This is a genomic window from Nocardioides pyridinolyticus, assembly GCF_054653575.1.
Genome location: NZ_BAAIFY010000003.1, coordinates 112,085 through 131,580, shown reverse-complemented (window position 1 = coordinate 131,580; position 19,496 = coordinate 112,085). Strand labels below are relative to the sequence as shown.

Here is a 19,496-nt window from a genome sequence, read left to right as displayed (position 1 = left end):
CGATTGCCGTTGTGTTAAGTCGTCACTCGGCATGCGGGCAGGAGGGCTGCAACAGCTGCCGCGCCGTGGTGGAGCGGTTGGAGAGGTCCTCCACAGCGCTGCGCCACTGGCTCAGCGGTCGAGCGTCGAAGGCGGGCGGGGTGATCGCGCCGGCGACGGTGAAGTCGAAGACCTGCTCGTAGCAGCGACGCATCAGCTCCGGGGTGCGCTTGCGGTAATCGCTGATCTGGAGGCCGGAGACTTCGATGTTCTTCAGCAGCACGTAGTTCATCTTCAGCGTCGGGATGCGACCTGCGGCGAACCCGACGATGACCATCCGGCCTCGCCAGGCCACGGCGCGCACGGCGCCGTCGAACGGGTCACCACCGAGCATGTCGATGACCACGTCCGCCCCGTGCCCGTCGGTGAGCTCCGCGACGCGCGAGCGCACGGTCTCGCGCAGCGGCTCCTGCGAGAGGTCGACGTAGTCGTCCGCACCCAGGGATCTCAGCTCCTCGAAGCGGTCCGGGCTGGACACGCCTGCGATGACCTGACCAGCTCCCAGCGCACAGGCGAGCTGAACGGCTGCGGAGCCGACGGCGCCGCTGGCGCCCAGGACCAGCACCCGGTCGCCCCGCGCGACGCGAGCCCGGTCGACCAGCGCCATCCATGCGGTGTCGAAGGCCAGGGACATGGCCGCGGCGTCCTCGAAGCTCAGCTCCTCGGGCAGGAGGTAGACCTGGTCGGCTCGTACGGCGCACGCCTGTGCGTAACCGCCGTACTCAGCCATGGCGAGCACCCGATCCCCGACCTTGAGGTCGGTGACCTCAGAGCCCACCGCCAGCACCGTTCCGGCCGGGCCCTTGCCCGGGATGTAGGGCAGGGTCGGCTTGAACTGGTACTCCCCGCGCATCGTGACCAGGTCGACGAAGTTCACCGGCACCGCGGCGACACCGACCAGCACCTCGTCGGCGGCCGGCTCGGGTCGGTCGACCTCGGCGACCTCGATCGCGTCGAGGTCGTCGAACTGGGAGATGAGGACTGCCTGCATCTTCTCGCTCATGCCGTGGCTCCTGTTGTGAATCGAACCGGTTCGACCGACAGGGATCCGTCGGCGATGAGTGCCTCGATCCTGCGCTTGTCGACCTTGCCCGAGGGAAGCAGCGGCAGCGCGTCCGTGACGGCGTAGAACTCAGGCATGTCGTACTTGGACAACCCGGCCCGGTCCAGGTGCTGCAGGACGACCTCAGCCGCGGGCGGTCGGCCTGCGGTGGCGACCACCAGACAGACCCTCTCGCCCAGGCGCGGGTCGGGGACCGAGACGGCCGCGACGGCGTCGAGCCCGGGGCAGCCGTGGGCGAGTCCTTCGATCCGTGCGGGGAAGATGTTGTGCCCCCCGCGGATGATGACGTCCTTCTTGCGACCGGTGATGCGGATGTAGCCGTTCTCGTCCTGCCATCCCAGGTCACCGGTCAGCAGCCACCCGTCGTCGGTGAGGCTGGCCTCGGTGGCCCGCTGGTCGTCGAAGTAGCCCACGGTGATGCTCGGGCCACGGCCCAGGATCTGGCCGACCTCGCCGGGCGGCAGCTCGCGCGTGGAGTCCTCGCGATCGACGATCTTGACCTCGTGGCCTTCGAAGGGGCGACCTGAGGTCGCGGCGATCAGCTCCGGCGCGTCGTCGGCACGCGTGTAGTGGTGCGAGCCGGCCTCCGTCATCCCGTACCCGGTCTGCGGCGTGATCCCGCGTGCCCGCAGTCGCAGGACCACGTCCTCGGACACTGCGGCACCGGAGATGCGGAACCCGCGCAGGCGCAGTTCTCGAGCGTGACCGCGCTCAAGCTCTCCGAGCAGGTCGACGACGTGGGTGGGGACGCCGAAGGCGAATGCGGTGCCGGTCTCTGCCATCCGTTGGGCGACGCTGGCTCCACGCGGCAGGTCGTGCGCGACCAGGGTCCCACCGCTGGCGAGCGCGGTCAGCATGGCGCCGAAGCCGAGGTTGTGGCTGAGGGGCGAGAGCGAGTAGATGACCGTGTCTCCGCCCAGGTCCCAGTCCCGGACCATGGCGCGCACCGGCGACAGCAGCGTGTTGCTCGAGTGCATGACGCCCTTGGGTTCACCGGTCGAGCCCGAGGTGAAGGCCAGGTACACCACGGCGTCGGGGTGCGTTCGATGCCCGGACGGCAACGCGGTGTCGGCCAGGTCGGCCAAGAGCCCCGACTGCCCCGGCCGATCGACTGTGTCAGGGAGGGCAGGCAGCTGCAGCATGACTGGAGCGGTGTCGAGCTCGCCCAGCTCGGTGAAGATGTCGTGCCGGTCGGCGTCAGCCCCGTAGCCGGGCTGGCCGATGAAGGCCGCGGCCCGCATGCGTTCGACGAGCTCGACGACCTGACCGACCGTGTGGTCCCGATGCAACGAGGGGCAGCAGACCAGTCCCAGCCGGGCGCATGCCAGCACTGCGACCGCGACCTCGGCACGGCTCGGCAGCCACACGGCGACCCGGTCCCCCTGGCGCAGGCCCTGGCCGTGCAACCACCCGGCCAGGCGGCCGGCCGCGTCGAGCAGGTCGCGATAGGTGTGGGTGCGAGTGCGCTCGATGATCGCCGCCCGGTCGGGGTGAGCGTAGGCACCCACCTGGAACACGTCCCACAGCGAGTCCGTACGCCAACGCCCTTCGCGGTAGTAGGTCTCGGACTGGACGGGGTCCAGCCGCGTCAGCAGCCGGTTGACCATCAGCGGCGTCCGCCATTGTCGCCGGTGAACGGCTTGGCCAGCTTGCGGAACAAGCTGCCGATCGCCGAACCGAGCGCGCGCGCCAGCGCGCCGGCGACGAGGCGGAGCCCGCCCACCGACGGCGCCGCCTGAGCCGGGGTCGCGGCAGCGTGCCGGGGACCCGAGGCCGCCGGAGCCGTCTGGGCCGGGCGCGGCGCCGCCGAGGTCGCACCGGGGTGTGCCTCGGCGACGGCGTCCGGCCCCGTCGCACGACCCGCTTCGGCCCCGGCCTCGGGGGCTGCCGGGCTGGTCAGGCGCGCTTCGAGGTTGCGGGCGAACTCGTCGGCGATGCGCTGGCTGACATCCTTCATCACCCCGCGCCCGAACTGGGCGATCTTCCCGGTGATCTTGATGTCGGACACCAGCGACACTCGGGTGCCCTCGCCCTCGGGGACGAGGTCGACGACGACGCCGGCATCGGTCGCTCCGCGACCCTTCGTGTCCTTGGCCCGGCCGGTGAGCTTCATCGTGCGTGCGTCGTGGTCACGCTCGTCGATGGTGACCATGCCTTGCAGGACGACGGCCAGCGGACCGAGCTTGACGGTCACCTGACCGCGGTACTCGTCCTCGCTGAGCTTCTCCAGGATCGCAGCGCCCGGGATGCACTCCACGACGTCCTCGGTGCGCTGGAGGTAGTCCCACACCTCATCGGCCGGCGCCTGCACTCGGAACTCGTTGTCGATCTGCATGGTCCCGCCACCTCCGTGAAATCAGTTGTACATCGCAGCATACAGCTGCATTCAGAGGCGGTCCAGATACGTTTGCACTTCGTCCGGATCTCGGGTCCTGGTCAGTGCGAGCGCCAGCGCGATCCGAGCCTGCCAGGCCGGGCGTGCGCCCGCGACCACGCGTCCGGCGGTCTTCATCTGGGGGGAGCGCAGCACCTTCCCCGTGGGGACGCGGCTGGACTGGCACACCACCACCCCGGACCGGGCGGCGCGTTCGAGGGCCTCATCCTCGGCCTGGGTGGGTCGGCCGCCACCGGTCCCGGCCGACACGATCCCGCGCGCGCCTGCTGCCACGGCCGCGTCGATCAGAGCGCCGTCGGCTCCGACGTAGGAGGTCACCACATCCACGCGAGGCATGTGTGCAACGTCCGCGACGTCGAAGAGAGGCGTGCCGTTGGAGCGGTGACGCATCCGCAAGTCGACGCTGCCGTCGGCCTCGACGTGACCCACCGGGCCCAGGTCTGCGCCGGTGAACGCGTTGGCTCGGAACGTGGTCGCCTTGGCGACGTCCCGAGCGGCGAAGACGGTGTCGTTGGAGACCACCAGCACTCCGTGACCCCGCGCGTGCGGCGAGACGGCCAGCCGCACCGCTTGCAGCAGGTTCAGCGGTCCGTCTGCGGCGAGAGCGTTGAAGGGTCGCATCGCGCCGACGACCACGACGGGCTTGAGGCAGTTGACGGTCAGGCTGAGCAGGAAGGCGGTCTCCTCGAGGCTGTTGGTGCCGTGGGTGATCACGACCCCGTCACGGGGAGACTCACCGATCAGCTGTCGGACGGTCTGGGCCAGCCTGGCCCAGGACTGGACCGACAGCTGGTAGCTGGGGACCCGGTCGAACGGGATCGGCTCGATGTCGGCGACCTCGGCGATCTCGGGGACCGCGGACAGCAGCTCACCCTCGGGTAGGCGCGAGCGAGCCTCGGTGTAGAACGCCAGGTCGGTGCGGTCATGGCCCAGGGAGTCGATGGTTCCACCGGTGCTGATCAGCGCGATGCTGGGCCGCCCCGGCATCAGATGCCGCCAGCCAGGTGCACGATCATCTGCTCGGGCGTCGCCAGCCACACGTCGTCTCGCTGTGCAAGTCGGGTGAGCACTGGTCGCAGTGCGCGGGTACGGAATGCTTCACCGCTGAGCCACGGGTGCAGGTGCAGGCACAGCATGCGCGGGATCTGGGCGCCGTCTCGGGCCAGCACGTCGACGGCACGCTCGACCGACTCGGCGTACACGGCCGGCTCCACGTCGCGCTCGAACATGGCGGCGACATCAGTCAGCTCCCACGACACCGGCACTGACCACAGCGGGTCGGCGGCCTCGACACGGTAAGGCACATCGTCGTTGCCCCAGTCCAGCATGACCTTCACGCCGGCATCGGCCAGGATGCCCGGGGTCAACGCCGACTGCGACCAGCCGGGTCCCATCCACGTCCTCGGGGCTGCGCCGAGGGCCGCGTCGAGGCGCTCGAGGGTGGCGTCGACGTAGGCGCGCTCTTCCTGTTCGACCATCGCGGAGGTGATCGGACGACTCGCGCTGAGACCTCCCGCCGCGATCTGCGAGGCCTGGTCCACGACCAGCTCCCGGACCGGGGCGTAGTGCTCGGCGGTGAGGACGTCGAGCACCCCGGTCCACGGGATCTGCAGGTCGTCGAGCATCGTGCTCAGGCGCCACACGCCGACGCGGTGCCCGAACTCTCGGTGCGACAGACGCGGGTAGTCCGGATACGGCGCGATGCCGCGCCCGCCGGGCACCGGAACCGCCGGTGCGACGCTCTCCCACTCGGCTGCGCGCACGTCGAGGATCACCGCGACCGCGAGCGGTCGGCCTCCGGGCCAGGCAGGCGCCGATGACCTGAGGACGGGCCGGTAGCTGAACCAGCCGTGGTCGTAACCGGGTCGGGCCGGCCGCGCCGCGGAGGTCAGGTTCATCGACTGCGGTCCTGCGGTGACATGCCCCTCGCTCATGCTGCGCCCCCCTCGGTGGCACGGGCCAGGTCGTCGTCGTACGCCGTGCTCAGGTAGTGCTCGGCGATCTGCGATCCGGTGGCGATCCACACGTCATCCCGCGACCGCAGGTGCGCCAGGACCGCGTCGAGTGCCTCGACGCGGTGCGGTTGACCGATCGCGAACGGATGGAGGGACAGGCACATCATCCTGCCCACGTGCTCCTCACCTTCGCAGAGTTCGTCGAACTGGTCGGCACACATCTTGGTGTACGCCGCGCCTTCGCGGTGCGAGCGCATCAGCAGCGGTGCGTCGTTGAGCGAGTAGGTGTAGGGCAGCGCGACGAGACGTCGACCGGAGCGGGTCAGCAGTGGAGCCGGTCGCTCGTCGTGGACCCAGTCTGCGTGGTAGGTCATGCCCTGCTCGGCCATCAGGTCCGGGGTCCACGGGTTGCCCGAGATGTTGGGGCCCAGCATCCCGGCGAAGTGTCGGCCCGTGCGGGAGAACAGCAGGTCGTCGACCTCGGTGAGGAACTCGCGCTCCTGGCTCTCGGTGAGCCCGGTGAGGTAGCGCGTGTTGTACAGGCCGTGGCTCATGAACTCCCAGCCGCGCGTGACCATTGCTTCAGCGACCTCGGGGTAGTGGTCCAGGACCGCCACGTTGAGAGAGGTCGTGCACGGGATCTCCCAGCGGTCCAGCACCTCCACCATCCGCCAGAACCCGGCTCGGTTGCCGTAGTCGTGGTAGCTGAACTTGCGGACGTCGGGGTGCGGTCCACGGGGGTAGGGGTTCTGCGCCCCGTCGGGCGGCAGGTACTCGTAGTGTTCGACGTTGGGCACGATCCACACCGCGAGCCGCGCCCCGCCCGGCCACGGCGGCGACGGCCTGGCCGTGATGGGCTGGAACGGCAGCCGGTCGTGGACCGGCTCGAACGGCCGCTCGTGCGCCCAGGTCATGCGACGCCCGCGTCCGGGTCGCCAGCCCCCCGACGCCGGCTGACCGCGATGATCGCGTCGTTGATCGCGTCGTAGGACCCGCACCGACACAGGTGCCCCTGCAGACCCTCCTCGACCTCGTCGCGGGTGAGCTCGCCGGTGGTGCGGTCCAGCAGTGCCTGTGCGCTGGCGAGGAACCCTGGCGTGCAGAAGGAGCACTGGAACGCCTGGGACTCGATGAACTGCTTCTGCAGCTCGCTGAGCTCGCCGTCCGTGGCCGCGCCCTCGACAGTGACGACGTCACGACCCTCGAGGGCGAACTTGGGCAGGATGCAGGTGCTGACCGGCTCCCCGTCCACGAGTACGGTGCACGTACCGCACACGCCGAGCCCACAGGTCTCGCGCACGCCGTAGAGCCCTCGTGCACGCAGCGCAGCGACCGTCGAGCCGGCCGCCTCACCGGTCAACGTCACCTCCTCGCCGTTGATACGGCAGGTGACGTCCTTGACTTCCTCGGTCCCGCTCACAGCGCCTCCAGTGCTTCGATGACCCGCTCCGGGGTGATGGGGAGCCGACGAACCCGGGCTCCGGTGGCTCGCGCGACGGCGTTGCCGATCGCGGCGATGACGGGAGGAAGGGTGGTCTCCCCCAGTCCGTGGATCGTGGCGGCCCCCGACTCCTCGAGCAGCCCGATCTCCAGCTTCGGCAGGTCGCCCATCGCGGTGATGGCGTAGTCGGACAGGTTGGGGTTGGTCAGCTGGCCGTCCTCGAAGATCAGCTCTTCGTACAAGGCGTGCCCGATGCCGAAGATCATGCTGCCGTGCATCTGGAGCTTGGCCAGCTTCGGGTTGATGACGCGGCCGGCGAGCGCTGCGGAGTAGAGCGAGCGCAGGTAGATCTTGCCGGTGGCGAGGTCGACGTCGAGTACGACCGACGCGCTGCCCTGATGCCAGTGGTCGCTGGCCAGGCCCTGACCCGTCTCGGCGTCCAGGCCGCCGGCGGTGATCACCTCGCCCTGACCCACGATGCTGCCGGTGCGGGACTCGGCCAGGACGTCCGGGATAGCGATGCCACTGTCGAGGACGTCGCGGATCTCGACCTTGCCTTCGTTGAGGACCAGCTTGTCCGCGGTCACGTCCAACATGTCCGCGGCGCGTTCGAGCAGACGTTCGCGAACCTCGGCGGCCGCCTTGGACACAGCGCCACCCATGGCTCGGGTGGTGCGGCTGGAGCTGGTGGTCTGGTCATAGGGCGTGTACGCGGTGTCGGGTGCGCTGACGCTGACCTGGTCGATGTCAACCTCGAGCTCCTGCGCGGCGATCTGAGCAAGCACCGTGTGTGCGCCCTGGCCCATCTCGACCGATGAGGTCAGCACGTGCACCGAGCCGTCGTTGTCGAGGCGCACGGCGGCGTGACTGGTGGACGGAGTGATGGTGGACTTCAAGATCACCGCGACGCCCTTGGCGCGCACAAGGTCCTCGCCCAGGTCGACGCGTGCCTCATGGGGCCAGTCGACCGCCTCGGCCGCCATGTCGAGGAGCTCGTCGTAGACGGCCTCCCTCATGATCTCGCCCGTGGCGAACTCCTCGCCGGGCTTGAGCAGGTTGCGGTGGCGGAGCTCGACGGGGTCCATGCCCAGGGCGTCGGCGATCTGGTCCATCTGGCTCTCGTAGCCCCATGCGGCCTGAGAGACGCCGTAGCCGCGGTAGGCCCCGGCAGGGACCTGGTTGGTGTACAGGGCGTAGGAGTCGATCCGCACGTTGGCGATGCGGTAGGGGCCTACGCAGCTGTAGCTGCCGTTCTTGATCAGGCGCGGGCTGATGTCGGCGTACGCGCCGCCGTTGAAGTAGATCGTGACGTCGCGCCCGATGATGGTGCCGTCGGCCTTGACCGCGGAGCGCATGTGGATCTCGGCGGCGTGCTTGGTGGTGGTGAGGAACTCCTCCTCCCGCGAGAGCACGAGCTTGACCGGCCGGCCGCTGTGCCAGGCCAGCGCCGCGGTGACCGGCTCGACCTTCGCGTAGGTCTTGCCGCCGTACCCGCCACCGATCGGCGGCACCGTGACGCGGACCTTCGAGGAAGGCAGGTCGAACATCTCCGTCAGGGTGTCGCGGACCGCGAACGGCGCCTGGGTGCTGCTCACCACGTGCAGGCCCTGCGCGTTGAAGGAGGCGAGGACGACGTGCGGCTCCATCGTCACGTGCGAGACCGCGGGGCTGTAGTAGACGTCCTCGATGACGTGGTCGGCCTCGGCGAAGGCTGCGTCCACGTCCCCCTTGCGGACCTGGAACTTGGTGCAGACGTTGCCCTCACGACCGAGCAGGCGGATGTCGGAGTAGCTGCGCCGACGGGCCCGCGGCGGCTGGTCGTGGACCAGCTCGGCATCGGGGGCGAGCGCCTCCTCGACCGAGGCGATGGCCGGAAGCTCCTTGTACTCCACCTCCACGAGCTCGGCCGCGGCTCGTGCGATCTCCGCAGTCTCGGCGCCGACGATGGCGATGGGGTCGCCGACGAAGCGAACCTTGCGCCCGCACAGGACCGGCTGGTCATTGATGACCGGGCCATAGTGGCGCGCGGGGGCGCCCGGCTTCTCGAAGTCGGCGGCGGTCATGACGGTCACCACACCCTCGAGCTCAAGGGCCGCCGAGACGTCGACGGAGATGATCTCGGCGTGCGGGACGGTGCTGCGAACCAGGGCGGCGTGCAGCATGCCGGGGATCTCGGCATTCAGGGCGAACTCGATGGTCCCGTCGACGCGGGACCGGCCGGCGTACATGTCGACCGACTTGCCGATGGCCGAGCCGGCTTCGACGGCGACAGCGCCGTCGCTGTTGATCTCAGCGGGGGTCTTCACAGCCGGGTCGCTCCGTTCTGGTGGTTCTGGGTCAGGCCACGCAGGGTTCGCGCAACGAGCCGACCGGTGACCTGACGTCGGTAGGCCGAGGAGCCGCGCACATCCTCGATGGGGTCGATCTCGGTCGCGAAAGCGTGCGCCACGTGTGCCCACAGGCCGTCGGTGGGCGCCTGTCCGACGCAGTCGGCAAGGGCGTGGGGGACGCTGAAGGGAGTCGCGGTGGCTCCCGCGACCTGGACGTTCACAGCGCGGCACGTGCCGTCGACGACCTGCAACGAAGCGGCGACGCCGACGCACGGACGATCCTCGGAGGTCCGGCTGACGTACTTGACGTAGTGGGTGCGAGTGCCCGCGGCCGGTCGGGGGATGATCACCTCGACCGCGAGCTCGTCGTGCTCGATCGTGGTCTCGTAGTAGTCGACCAGGAATTCGCGCAACGGGACCAGCCGATCACCACGCGTGCTGCGCAACCGCACCTGGCAGTCCAGCGTGACCAGGATCGACGGGGGGTCGGAGGCGTAGTCGGCCTCGCACAGGTTCCCGCCGATCGTCGCCCGGTTGCGGACCCGGTGGTTGGCCACGAGCGGGAGCGCCTGGGTCAGGGTCGGCAGCACGGCGGCGAGGTCCTGCGAGCGCTCCATCGTGCGCAGGGTGGTGAGCCCACCCAGCCGGACCTGGTCCTCGTCGATGGTGATGTAGTCCAGCGCGGGGATGTCCTCGAGCGAGACCAACGTGTCGGGGAAGAGCAACCCGGCACGCATCATGAGCATCAGCGCCGTGCCTCCGGCGACAACCTTCGTGTCCTCATCGGCGTCGCGCAGCACGGCGAGCGCCTCATCCAAGGTCGTCGGACGTAGAACACGCACCACGGCGGGCCTCCTCAGTTGGATCGGAGGCGCCAGTGTATGCAGATGAATGCTGTCACATGCAAGCACTTGGGGCGGTTGAACATCAAGGAAGCTCAGGACTCGGCTAGAACCAGCTGCTGGCAGGTCACGACGGCCACCAAGCGGTCGCTCGAGCCGGACCGCTGGCGGTGGATCTCCGCGGACGCCACGACCGTACGGCGTCCGCCGTGAACGATCTGCGCCCGGGTGACGAGGACGTCGCCCTCGACAGCCACCCCGAGCAACTGACTGGCGACTGCGGTGGTGGCGTAGGAGTCGTTGCCGAGGTATGCCTCGGTGGCCCACCCGGCGGTCGCGTCGGCGATCACGGAGAACACCCCGCCCTGCACGGTCCCCCGCTGGTTCAGCAACGAGACGGTGACCGGAGTGCGGGTCTCGACCGACGTCGTGGACGCTCGGGTCAGCCGAACCTGGGCCAGATCGAGGGCGGATCCCGGCGGCAGATCGATGACATCGGCAGGCGAAACGCCCGGATTCTGGGCCTCCCGCACGAGCGCCCCCAGCCTGGACAGACGGGCGGACGTTTCATCACCGCTCGCAGCCGACCGCGGCGTCTTCACATCGCCAGACATGCATACTAACGTACACAGTATAGAGTCACGTTGTCTGCTACCGGGTCAGGACCGAGATGGTCGTCATCGGGCTTCGGTATCGGGGAAAGGTATGTCATGACCACGAGCAGCAGCCCGCGAACGTCACCCTCCGGGCCGACGCGTGGGCGAGCATCCACAGCGCGACAGCGCGGAGCCTACGACAGGATCCGCCAGGCCATCGTCAGCGGAGAGCTGCGTCCCGGCGACCCCCTCGTGGAAACGGCCCTGGCCGACTGGTGCCAGATGAGCCGCACCCCCATCCGGGAGGCCCTGACGCGCCTGGAGCAGGACGGCATCGTGGTGCGCACCGATCGCGGTCTCAGCGTGCGGGAGGACAGCCCCGAAGACGTCCTGGACCTCTACGAGACGCGCATCGCGCTGGAGGCGACGGCGGCCCGAATGGCCTCGGAGCGGCGCACCATGCACGACCTTCTGCAGATGCACCAGCTCGCCCAGGCCATGATCGACATGGAATCCCCCGCGCCGCCGGACATGGCAGCCGCCAACGACAGGTTCCACCGTGCGGTGTGGCGGGCGACCCACAACCGGTCCATGATCGACCTCCTCGAGCGCCTCGGTCTGCATCTGGGCCGCTACCCTGCGACCACGCTCGCCTTTCCCGGTCGCTGGGAGCGGGGCAACGACCAGCACCTCGCCCTCGTCGAAGCGATCGAGAACCGCGACGGCGACGAGGCCTCGAAGCTCGCGACCGAGCACTTCACTGAATCGCGCAACATCAGGCTCAGGCTGTGGACGGGTCACCACGCTTCGGAAGCCGAAGCGTCCGTCTGACATGACGCAGTGAAGCCCGGACCGCACACGGGGCACGCTCCAGCGTGCCGGTCGCACGGACTCACCAGAGAAGTCGCTCTCGAACCGGTAGGTCCAGGGCCCACGATCGGTGCAAGCGACTGGCGCCGACAGCCACCGACCGTCGGACGCTGAAGTCCACGAGATCCACCGCGGCCCGTTCGTCCGCCAGCAGTAGCCGCCGTACTCGGCCATCGCGAGTCGACGGATCGCTGGCGACCCTGGGCGACCCGGACGGGCGGCTGGCGATCGGCTTGCCGTCTCAGCCGCCCATCGCTCCGTTCGTGGCCGCCGGGCCGGCTGCCCGGCCACTCGGCCATGGACTGGGACGCTGAAGTGCGGTGGGGTCGACTCCAGCGAGCTGGAGTCGACCCCACCGCAGTTCCCCGGCTTGTCCAGGGCGGGCGTCAGTCGGCGAGGACCTCGGTGGGGTCGGACAGCTGGTCCTCGGTGAAGACCCCGTAGGTCACCGCTGCGTCGTACCAGGCCTGGAGCGACGTCTCCTCAGGCAGGCCAGCAGGCCAGTTACCGAGGGCGATCTTGTCCGCGAGATCGGCATCCATGCCGATGAAGGTGGGAATGAAGGAGCGGACTTCGTCGGTGTGGTCGACGGCGTACCGGCGGGACTTCTCCAGTGCCGCCTGGAACTTCTCGACGACCTCGGGGCTCTTCGCGATCGTGTTCTCGCTGGTGAACCAGGAGGACATGAAGACGTCGGGGGTGACCTCACGGTACGGCGCCGAGAGGATGGTGGCCCCGTCGGCGACTGCCTGGGTGAGGAACGGCTCGGCGACGTGGGCCACGTCGACCTTGTCGTTGGCCAGTGCGGCCGGCATGTCCGGGAAGCCCATCTCGATGAACTCGATCGAGTCGAGGTCGACGCCCGCGTTCTCCAGCGCGACCCGGTCGGCCACCTCGACCATGTTGAGCAACTGGTTGACGGCCACTGTGGTGTCCCGGACCTGGTCGAGCGAGGTGATCCCGCTACTCGCCGAGGCGACGATGGCCTCGTCCGGGGGCGCCGGGTCCTCGCCGGCGCTGCTGGCGGCGGCCACGATCTTGACCGGCATGCCCTGGGCGCGCGCGGTCAGGATGGAGACGTTGTTGGAGAAGGCGAAGTCGTACTGGCCGTTGATGACGGCCGGCAGCAGCGCGGCACCGCCCTGGCCGGTCTCGAGCGTGACGTCGAGACCCTCCTCCTCGAAGAAGCCCTTCTCGACGCCGAGCGCGAGCACGGAGTTGGTGACGATCGGCATCGTCCCGACCGTGATCTCGATGAGGCCCCCCTCTCCGGCTTCCGAGGCGCTGCCGCCACCGCCGCAGGCGGTCAGGGCCAGCACGCTTGCGACAACGACGGCACCGAATCGGATGGAACGGGTGCGGGTCATGGTGAGCTCCTCAAACAAGTTCTCGAGTGGGTGGGTGTTGCCGGCCGCGTCGTCGCGGGCCTCAGTGGGGTTCAGTGCCGGCCGACGATCTGCTCGAACACGTGCTTGCGCAGCTCGCTGTACTCGGCGAGCGCCTTGGTGGTGATCTGGTCGCGCGGCCTCGGCAGGTCGATGGTCACGATCTCCTTGACCACGCACGGCGGTGGGCTCAGCACCACGATGCGGTCGGCCAGGTAGACCGCCTCGTCGATGTCGTGGGTGACGAAGAGGACAGTGATGCCGTACCTCGCACAGACTTCCAAGACCAGGTCCTCCAGCTCGATGCGCGTCTGCGCGTCGACGGAGGCGAACGGCTCGTCCATGAGCAGGATCTCGGGCCGATAGGCGATCGCCCGCGCGATCGCGACGCGCTGCTGCATCCCACCGGAGAGCTGCCACGGGTACTTGTCCTCGTGACCGGTGAGCCCGACGGCGGCGAGCGCCTCATCGACGGCCGTGCGCCGGTCGGTCTTGCCCAGACGCTTGCGCAGCGGCTGCTCGACGTTGCGGCGCACCGACATCCAGGGGAACAGCGACCGGTTGTACTCCTGGAAGACCAGCCCCATCTGCGGCGGCGGCGACGTGATCGCCCGGCCGTGCAGACGCACTTCGCCGGAGGTGGGTGGCATGAGGCCCGAGAGGCACCGCAGCAGCGTGGTCTTCCCGCACCCGGAGGGGCCCACGACGCATAGGAATTCTCCCGGCCGGGCGTCGAAGGCGACGTCGCGGACCGCCTCGTGCATCTTCGCGCCGCTGCCGTACGTCTTGGCGATGTGGTCGACCTCGACGATGGCGGTGCCGTGCTCGCCGCCGGAGCGGACGGTGGTCGTCGGCATGCGCTCGTGAGGGACCTTGCTCGTGTTGCTCATGCGTCTCTTGTCCTCGCTTTCAGTCCGCGGTGCCAGCGGAGTGCGACCTGCTCCGTCCCGAGGAGCAGGAGATTGATGAGATAGCCGAGAGAGCCGAGCATGATCAGGCCCGCCCACATGTCCGAGATCGCGAAGAGGCGCTGCGACTGCAGGATCGAGTAGCCGATCCCGTTGGTGCTGCCCACCATCTCGCCGACCACCATGAGGATCAGGGCGAGCGCGAGGCTTGCGCGCAGTCCCGCGAAGATGCTCGGCGCCGCGGCCGGGAGGATGACGCGGCGCACGGTCTCAGACCTGGTGAACTGGAAGGTGCGAGCCACGTCGACCATGACCGGCTCGGTCCCCCGGACCCCGGCGACGGTGTTGAGCAGGATCGGGAAGGAGCAGCCGAGCGCGACAACGAAGATCTGCATGCCGTCCCCGGCACCGAAGACGACCAAGGCGAACGGCACCAGGACGACGGCGGGGAGGGCGCGCAGGAACTCCACGCTGGGGCCGAGGAGCCGGCGTGCCCACGGCGAGAGGCCCACCATGACGCCGAGCCCGACGCCAACGACGACGGCGATCACATAGCCGATGAGCATCCGGCTCAGGCTCGGCACGGCGTGCTCGGTGAAGCCCGCTCCCAGCCAGACGTCACGGAACCGTCCGAGGATGGTCTCCAGGGGCGGGAAGTACAGCGACGTGGAGTTGGCCGTCGCCACCCACCACACCGCGATGATGACGAGCGGCCCGGCGACCTCGAGGGCCAGTGCTCGCAGTCGACCGCGCATCAGGCGTGCTCCGTCCGGAAGCTCACATGCCAGCAGAGCAGGCGCCGCTCGACGGCCTCGATGACCTGAGAAAGGGCGTAGCTCACGATGCCAATGGCGAGGATGAGAGCGTAGAGCCGGACGCTGGAGCCGGCGCTCTGGGCGAACAGCACCTCAGCGCCCAAGCCCGGGACGCCGGTGATCAGCTCGGCCGTGACGGCGATGACGATGGCCAGCGCTGACGCGATCCGGATCCCCGTCGCGATCGAAGGGGCGGCGGTCGGGAGGGTCACGTGACTGAAGACGTCCCACCGCGAGTAGCCGAACGAGCGCGCCGTGTCGCGGGCGACGGGGTCGAGTTCGCGCACGCCGTAGACGGTCTGGATCAGGATCGGCCAGACCGTCGCGAAGATGACCAGCGAGATCTTCATGTGCCCGTTGATCCCGAACAGCAGTACGGCGAGCGGGATCAGCGCGACCGACGGGATCGGCCGGAGGAACTCAAGCACGAAACGGGTCGCCCGGTAGGCGGCGGCGCTCGAGCCGATGAGGACGCCGATGAGGACACCGGTGACGACGCCGATGCCCAAGCCCACGGCCCAGGCCCACAGGGTGTTGCCGGTTGCGACCCAGAACTCGGCGCGGCCGAGCTCGGCGAAGAACTCCGGAAGCACCTCGGTGAACGGCGGGATGTAGCGCTTCGGAACCAGCCCGATCCGAGGCACGAGCTCCCACACCACGAATGCGAGGATGATGCCGGAGAGCTGGCTGGTCAGCAGGCGCCGGAGCACGCCTCCGCGCGCGTTGGAGGATCCCGTCGCGCTCGGTCCGTCGAACACGGCGGAATGCTCCGCTGCCAGTTCGTCCGTGGTGATGCTCACGGCCACCCCTCTCTTCGGCTCGGCGGCCTGAGGGGAGAGTGTATGCAGAGGAATGCCGCGATATGCAAGGGTTTCGGCACGTTTAACTCAGAACTCTCCCCGTCGAAACATGCGGGAAACAGCAGACACCTCGATGACCGACTCCGTCGGCCCGGGAAGCCAACTTCAGGCTTCCTGGTCGCGCAGACGAGGTCCTCCTCGACCGGTTGCGTCGGACCGCATGGTGCCGCAGCGCGAGTCCGAACAGCAGGTCGAGCCCCGTGCGCGATGGCCGGATCCGGGAAGCGAACAGGCCGCCCTGTGCCCCGAAGGGATCACTCCACCGGGGCCGCGCGAGAAGCCGCTCCTTCGAGATCGTGCGCGCCTGCGCCGACGAACGTGCCGTCACCCGGACCTGTCGCAACTGCCCGCCACCGCATGCAGTCGCAGACCGCCTCGGGCACTCGGACGCCACGGCAACCCTGAGGGTCGACGCGCATGTGCTCGGCGAACGCGCAGACGGGCTCGGAGACGCCCTCTGCAGCGATCATGAAGCGGTCCGGTGAGCAGTGCGTCGGCACTCACGCCCACCACAGACGAGCACGGGCCCGCGGTCTGCATCTCTGCAGGTCACGGGCCCGTCACCTTGCGCGCCCGTAGGGATTCGAACCCCAAACCTTCTGATCCGTAGTCAGATGCTCTATCCGTTGAGCTACGGGCGCCCATCGACCCACCGGGGTGAGCGACTGGACGAGGATAGCCGACCCTCTCGGCGATGCCGAAATCAGGGCCACCGGCCGGTCCGGGTGTCCTCGGCGACCACCCGGAGTTAGGTCTCCGAAAGACCCAACTGCGGACTCCGCGGGGCGCGCGAATCCCGCTCAAAACAAGGGATGTGACGCCGCACACCTACCGTTGATCGTTCCAATGTGTACACGTCAGAATCCCGGTTACTGTCACACCACCCACGGGGTCGGAGCAGTCCGGCACCGGCTCCCTCGTGGGCACAGAAGAGTCGCCGACAACGACGCCGAGCGAGCACTGCGGCACCCGCGAGAGGGAACCAGTCCATGACTGCCGAAACCACGACGGCCCCTACCACCGCCCCGACGACCCACCAGGGCATCCTCGACTTCGTCCACGAGGTCGCAGCGATGACCCAGCCCGACCGGATCCACTGGTGCACCGGTTCGGACGAGGAGTGGACCGAGCTCACCGACGCCCTGGTGTCGACCGGCACGTTCACCCGGCTCAACCCGGCGATCAAGCCCAACTCCTTCTACGCCGCGAGCGACCCGATCGACGTCGCGCGGGTGGAGGACCGCACCTACATCTGCTCGGTGAACGAGCGCGACGCGGGTCCGACCAACAACTGGATGGACCCCGAGAAGATGAAGACGCTCATGCGGGGCCTCTACGAAGGCTCGATGCGCGGGCGCACCATGTACGTCATCCCGTTCGTCATGGGTCACCTCGACGCCGAGAAGCCGATGTTCGGCATCGAGGTCACCGACTCGGCGTACGTCACCGCCTCGATGCGCGTGATGGCGCGCATGGGCACCGCGGTCCTCGACCGGATGACCGAGCTGGACGCCGACTTCGTCCCCTGCATCCACTCCGTGGGCCACCCGCTCGAGCCGGGACAGGCCGACGTCGCGTGGCCGTGCAACGACACCAAGTACATCGTGCAGTTCCCCGAGGAGCGCGCGATCTGGTCCTACGGCTCCGGGTACGGCGGCAACGCGCTGCTCGGCAAGAAGTGCTACGCCCTGCGCATCGCCTCGGTGATGGCGCGCGACGAGGGCTGGCTGGCCGAGCACATGCTGATCCTCAAGCTCACCTCGCCCGAGGGCACCGTGAAGTACATCGCCGCGGCGTTCCCGAGCGCGTGCGGCAAGACCAACCTCGCGATGCTCGAGCCCACCATCCCCGGCTGGAAGGTCGAGACGCTCGGCGACGACATCGCCTGGATGCGCATCGGCGAGGACGGCCGGCTGTGGGCGGTCAACCCGGAGTACGGCTTCTTCGGCGTCGCCCCGGGCACCAACGAGCACACCAACCCGAACGCCATGAAGACCATCAACAAGGGCAACTCGGTCTTCACCAACGTCGCGCTCACCGAGGACGGCGACATCTGGTGGGAGGGCCTGGAGAACCCGCCCGCCAGCGCGACCTCCTGGAAGGGCGAGCCGTGGGGCCCGCAGTCCGAGGAGCTCTCCAGCCACCCGAACTCCCGCTACTGCACCCCGATCAAGCAGTGCGACATCCTCGCGCCGGAGTACGACGACCCGCGCGGTGTCCCGATCGACGCGATCCTCTTCGGCGGCCGCCGCAAGACCACCGTGCCGCTGGTCTTCGAGGCCCGCGACTGGACGCACGGCACCTTCCTCGGCGCGACCCTCTCCTCGGAGACCACCGCCGCCGCGGTCGGCGCCGTGGGCGTGGTGCGCCGCGACCCGATGGCGATGCTGCCGTTCATCGGCTACAACGCCGGCGACTACTTCGGCCACTGGATCAACATCGGCAAGGACAACGACGCCGCCAAGCTGCCGAAGATCTTCTACGTCAACTGGTTCCGCCGCGACGACGAGGGCGGCTTCCTGTGGCCGGGCTTCGGCGAGAACAGCCGCGTGCTCAAGTGGGTCGTCGAGCGCATCGACGGCCAGGCCGCCGCGGTCGAGACCCCGATCGGCCACGTGCCGGCGCCGGGCTCGCTCGACACTGAGGGCCTCGACATGAGCGAGGCGGACCTGGCGGCTGCGCTGCACGTCGACGTCGAGGAGTGGCAGGCCGAGATCCCGCAGATCCAGGAGTGGTTCGAGAAGTTCGGCGACGACCTGCCGGCCGTGCTGTGGACCGAGCTCGACGGGCTCCGCGCCCGGCTGGGCGGCTGACCGCCGCACCTCCACTGCCACGAGGGCCCCGTCCGACGCCGGACGGGGCCCTCGCTGTTGGTCGCTTGTGGAATCATCATGCTCACTGGTCACACGGGGGTGGGCGAGAGGGGTGGGTGGGGAGCGTGGAGACCTTCGGGCCCGAGCAGCGCGCCCTGTTCGAGGGCGCGGGGACAGCGCTCTACGAGGAGCTCGTCACCGCGGGCGGCCTGAGCGCCACGGACAGGCGGCTGGTGCCCGGCGGCGAGCTCGTCGAGGCACTCGAGCTCCTGCGTGGCATGGGTCTGGCCCGACTGACGTCCGACGGCGGTCACTGGGAGGCCCAGGACCCCGCGACGGCGCAGTCCCGGGTCGTGAGCCCGCTCGGCGCCGAGGGCGCGCGACTGCTGAGCGAGTCCTCTCACTGGGCGACGGCGTTCGGCGCCCTGACGCACGCGTGGCGCCGCGCGCCCCAGGCGACGGCGACGGGCCCGTTCACGTACCTGCCACTGGAGGAGATCGATCCGTTCATCGCCGGCCTCGTCGCGGACTGCGAGGAGGAGATGCTCACCGCTCAGCCCCAGGCCATCCGGGACATGAAGGACATGCCGACCGCGGTGCTGCGCGACACCGCCCTCCTCGAGCGCGGCGCCAGGATCCGCACGCTCTACCAGCACAGCGCCCGGCGCAACACCGTCACCCGCAAGTACGTCGCCACGGTCACCGAGCTCGGCAGCGAGGTGCGGACCCTGGATGAGTTCTTCAACCGGATGATCGTCGTGGACAGGCGGGTCGCGATCATCCCGAGCAAGGAGACCCACCGGGTCGCGCTCGTGGTGCAGGAGCCGTCGGTCGTCGCCTACCTGGTCGACGTGTTCGAGCGGTCGTGGGAGCGGGGACGTCCGTTCACCAGCAAGGAAGCCTCGGTGATGAAGGACATCGCCTCCGAGCAGCGCTCGATGACGCTCCGGATGCTGATCGAGGGCCACTCCGACCCCGTCTCGGCCAAGCGGCTCGGCGTGAGCCCGCGGACGTACGCCGGCTACATCTCCGACCTCAAGGACGAGTTCGAGGCCGAGACCCGGTTCCAGCTCGGCTACACGATCGGCCGGCGCGGCATCACCGGCCACGACGACGATCCCGACGACGAGACCGAGGGGTGAAATGCGATGAAGGGCAGCGACCTGAGGTCACTGCCCTTCATC

At 69.1% G+C, this 19,496-nt stretch carries 17 protein-coding genes and 1 tRNA gene; 3 read left to right on the top strand and 15 right to left on the bottom strand.

The window, feature by feature from the left end; translation table 11 throughout:
- Positions 1–22: 22 nt before the first annotated feature.
- The 10 genes from ACYQ0U_RS04190 to ACYQ0U_RS04145 all read right to left on the bottom strand — a co-directional run bounded on the left by ACYQ0U_RS04190 (position 23) and on the right by ACYQ0U_RS04145 (position 10,667).
- On the bottom strand, positions 23–1,042 hold the full coding sequence (locus ACYQ0U_RS04190) for an NADPH:quinone oxidoreductase family protein (protein WP_459969741.1): 1,020 nt from the start codon (positions 1,040–1,042) through the stop codon (positions 23–25).
- A complete protein-coding gene (locus ACYQ0U_RS04185) occupies positions 1,039–2,709 on the bottom strand; it encodes a class I adenylate-forming enzyme family protein (protein ID WP_459969739.1) in 1,671 nt (556 codons plus the stop codon). The genes ACYQ0U_RS04190 and ACYQ0U_RS04185 overlap by 4 nt, the downstream gene beginning before the upstream one ends.
- Complete coding sequence (locus ACYQ0U_RS04180) at positions 2,709–3,437, bottom strand: SRPBCC family protein (protein ID WP_459969737.1); 729 nt, start codon at positions 3,435–3,437, stop codon at positions 2,709–2,711. Before ACYQ0U_RS04180 ends, ACYQ0U_RS04185 begins: the two co-directional genes overlap by 1 nt.
- Before the next feature lie 51 nt (positions 3,438–3,488).
- Entirely contained in the window at positions 3,489–4,484 is a 996-nt protein-coding gene (locus tag ACYQ0U_RS04175; RefSeq protein ID WP_459969735.1) for an asparaginase, read from the bottom strand.
- Entirely contained in the window at positions 4,484–5,431 is a 948-nt protein-coding gene (locus tag ACYQ0U_RS04170; RefSeq protein WP_459969732.1) for a polysaccharide deacetylase family protein, read from the bottom strand. Before ACYQ0U_RS04170 ends, ACYQ0U_RS04175 begins: the two co-directional genes overlap by 1 nt.
- A complete protein-coding gene (locus ACYQ0U_RS04165) occupies positions 5,428–6,366 on the bottom strand; it encodes a polysaccharide deacetylase family protein (protein ID WP_459969730.1) in 939 nt (312 codons plus the stop codon). Before ACYQ0U_RS04165 ends, ACYQ0U_RS04170 begins: the two co-directional genes overlap by 4 nt.
- Positions 6,363–6,872 (bottom strand): (2Fe-2S)-binding protein, encoded by a 510-nt coding sequence (locus ACYQ0U_RS04160; protein ID WP_459969729.1) that lies wholly within the window; start codon positions 6,870–6,872, stop codon positions 6,363–6,365. The genes ACYQ0U_RS04165 and ACYQ0U_RS04160 overlap by 4 nt, the downstream gene beginning before the upstream one ends.
- Positions 6,869–9,199, bottom strand: a complete 2,331-nt coding sequence (locus ACYQ0U_RS04155) for a xanthine dehydrogenase family protein molybdopterin-binding subunit (protein WP_459969727.1) — start codon at positions 9,197–9,199, stop codon at positions 6,869–6,871. Before ACYQ0U_RS04155 ends, ACYQ0U_RS04160 begins: the two co-directional genes overlap by 4 nt.
- A complete protein-coding gene (locus ACYQ0U_RS04150) occupies positions 9,196–10,068 on the bottom strand; it encodes an FAD binding domain-containing protein (protein ID WP_459969725.1) in 873 nt (290 codons plus the stop codon). The genes ACYQ0U_RS04155 and ACYQ0U_RS04150 overlap by 4 nt, the downstream gene beginning before the upstream one ends.
- Positions 10,069–10,160: 92 nt before the next feature.
- The gene (locus ACYQ0U_RS04145) at positions 10,161–10,667 is read right to left on the bottom strand and encodes a PaaI family thioesterase (protein WP_459969723.1); all 507 of its coding nucleotides are present in this window, start codon (positions 10,665–10,667) and stop codon (positions 10,161–10,163) included.
- Positions 10,668–10,775: 108 nt separating this feature from the next.
- Here ACYQ0U_RS04145 and ACYQ0U_RS04140 point away from each other — a divergent pair, with 108 nt between their 5' ends.
- A complete protein-coding gene (locus tag ACYQ0U_RS04140; RefSeq protein ID WP_459969721.1) occupies positions 10,776–11,492 on the top strand; it encodes a GntR family transcriptional regulator in 717 nt (238 codons plus the stop codon).
- A 425-nt stretch (positions 11,493–11,917) separates the two neighbouring features.
- Here ACYQ0U_RS04140 and ACYQ0U_RS04135 read toward each other — a convergent pair whose 3' ends face one another.
- The 5 genes from ACYQ0U_RS04135 to ACYQ0U_RS04115 form a co-directional block, all read right to left on the bottom strand.
- The gene (locus ACYQ0U_RS04135; protein ID WP_459969718.1) at positions 11,918–12,898 is read right to left on the bottom strand and encodes an ABC transporter substrate-binding protein; all 981 of its coding nucleotides are present in this window, start codon (positions 12,896–12,898) and stop codon (positions 11,918–11,920) included.
- 71 nt (positions 12,899–12,969) lie between these two features.
- Complete coding sequence (locus tag ACYQ0U_RS04130) at positions 12,970–13,806, bottom strand: ABC transporter ATP-binding protein (RefSeq protein WP_459969716.1); 837 nt, start codon at positions 13,804–13,806, stop codon at positions 12,970–12,972.
- Positions 13,803–14,579, bottom strand: a complete 777-nt coding sequence (locus tag ACYQ0U_RS04125; RefSeq protein ID WP_459969714.1) for an ABC transporter permease — start codon at positions 14,577–14,579, stop codon at positions 13,803–13,805. The genes ACYQ0U_RS04130 and ACYQ0U_RS04125 overlap by 4 nt, the downstream gene beginning before the upstream one ends.
- Positions 14,579–15,439, bottom strand: a complete 861-nt coding sequence (locus ACYQ0U_RS04120) for an ABC transporter permease (protein WP_459969713.1) — start codon at positions 15,437–15,439, stop codon at positions 14,579–14,581. Before ACYQ0U_RS04120 ends, ACYQ0U_RS04125 begins: the two co-directional genes overlap by 1 nt.
- 628 nt (positions 15,440–16,067) lie before the next feature.
- Positions 16,068–16,140 (bottom strand) — tRNA-Arg (locus ACYQ0U_RS04115).
- Positions 16,141–16,488: 348 nt separating this feature from the next.
- On the opposite strand from ACYQ0U_RS04115, the gene ACYQ0U_RS04110 reads away from it, so the two are divergent.
- Both ACYQ0U_RS04110 and ACYQ0U_RS04105 read left to right on the top strand, forming a co-directional pair.
- On the top strand, positions 16,489–18,312 hold the full coding sequence (locus tag ACYQ0U_RS04110; RefSeq protein WP_459969711.1) for a phosphoenolpyruvate carboxykinase (GTP): 1,824 nt from the start codon (positions 16,489–16,491) through the stop codon (positions 18,310–18,312).
- A gap of 125 nt (positions 18,313–18,437) precedes the next feature.
- On the top strand, positions 18,438–19,454 hold the full coding sequence (locus ACYQ0U_RS04105) for a LuxR family transcriptional regulator (protein ID WP_459969709.1): 1,017 nt from the start codon (positions 18,438–18,440) through the stop codon (positions 19,452–19,454).
- Positions 19,455–19,496 lie beyond the last annotated feature (42 nt).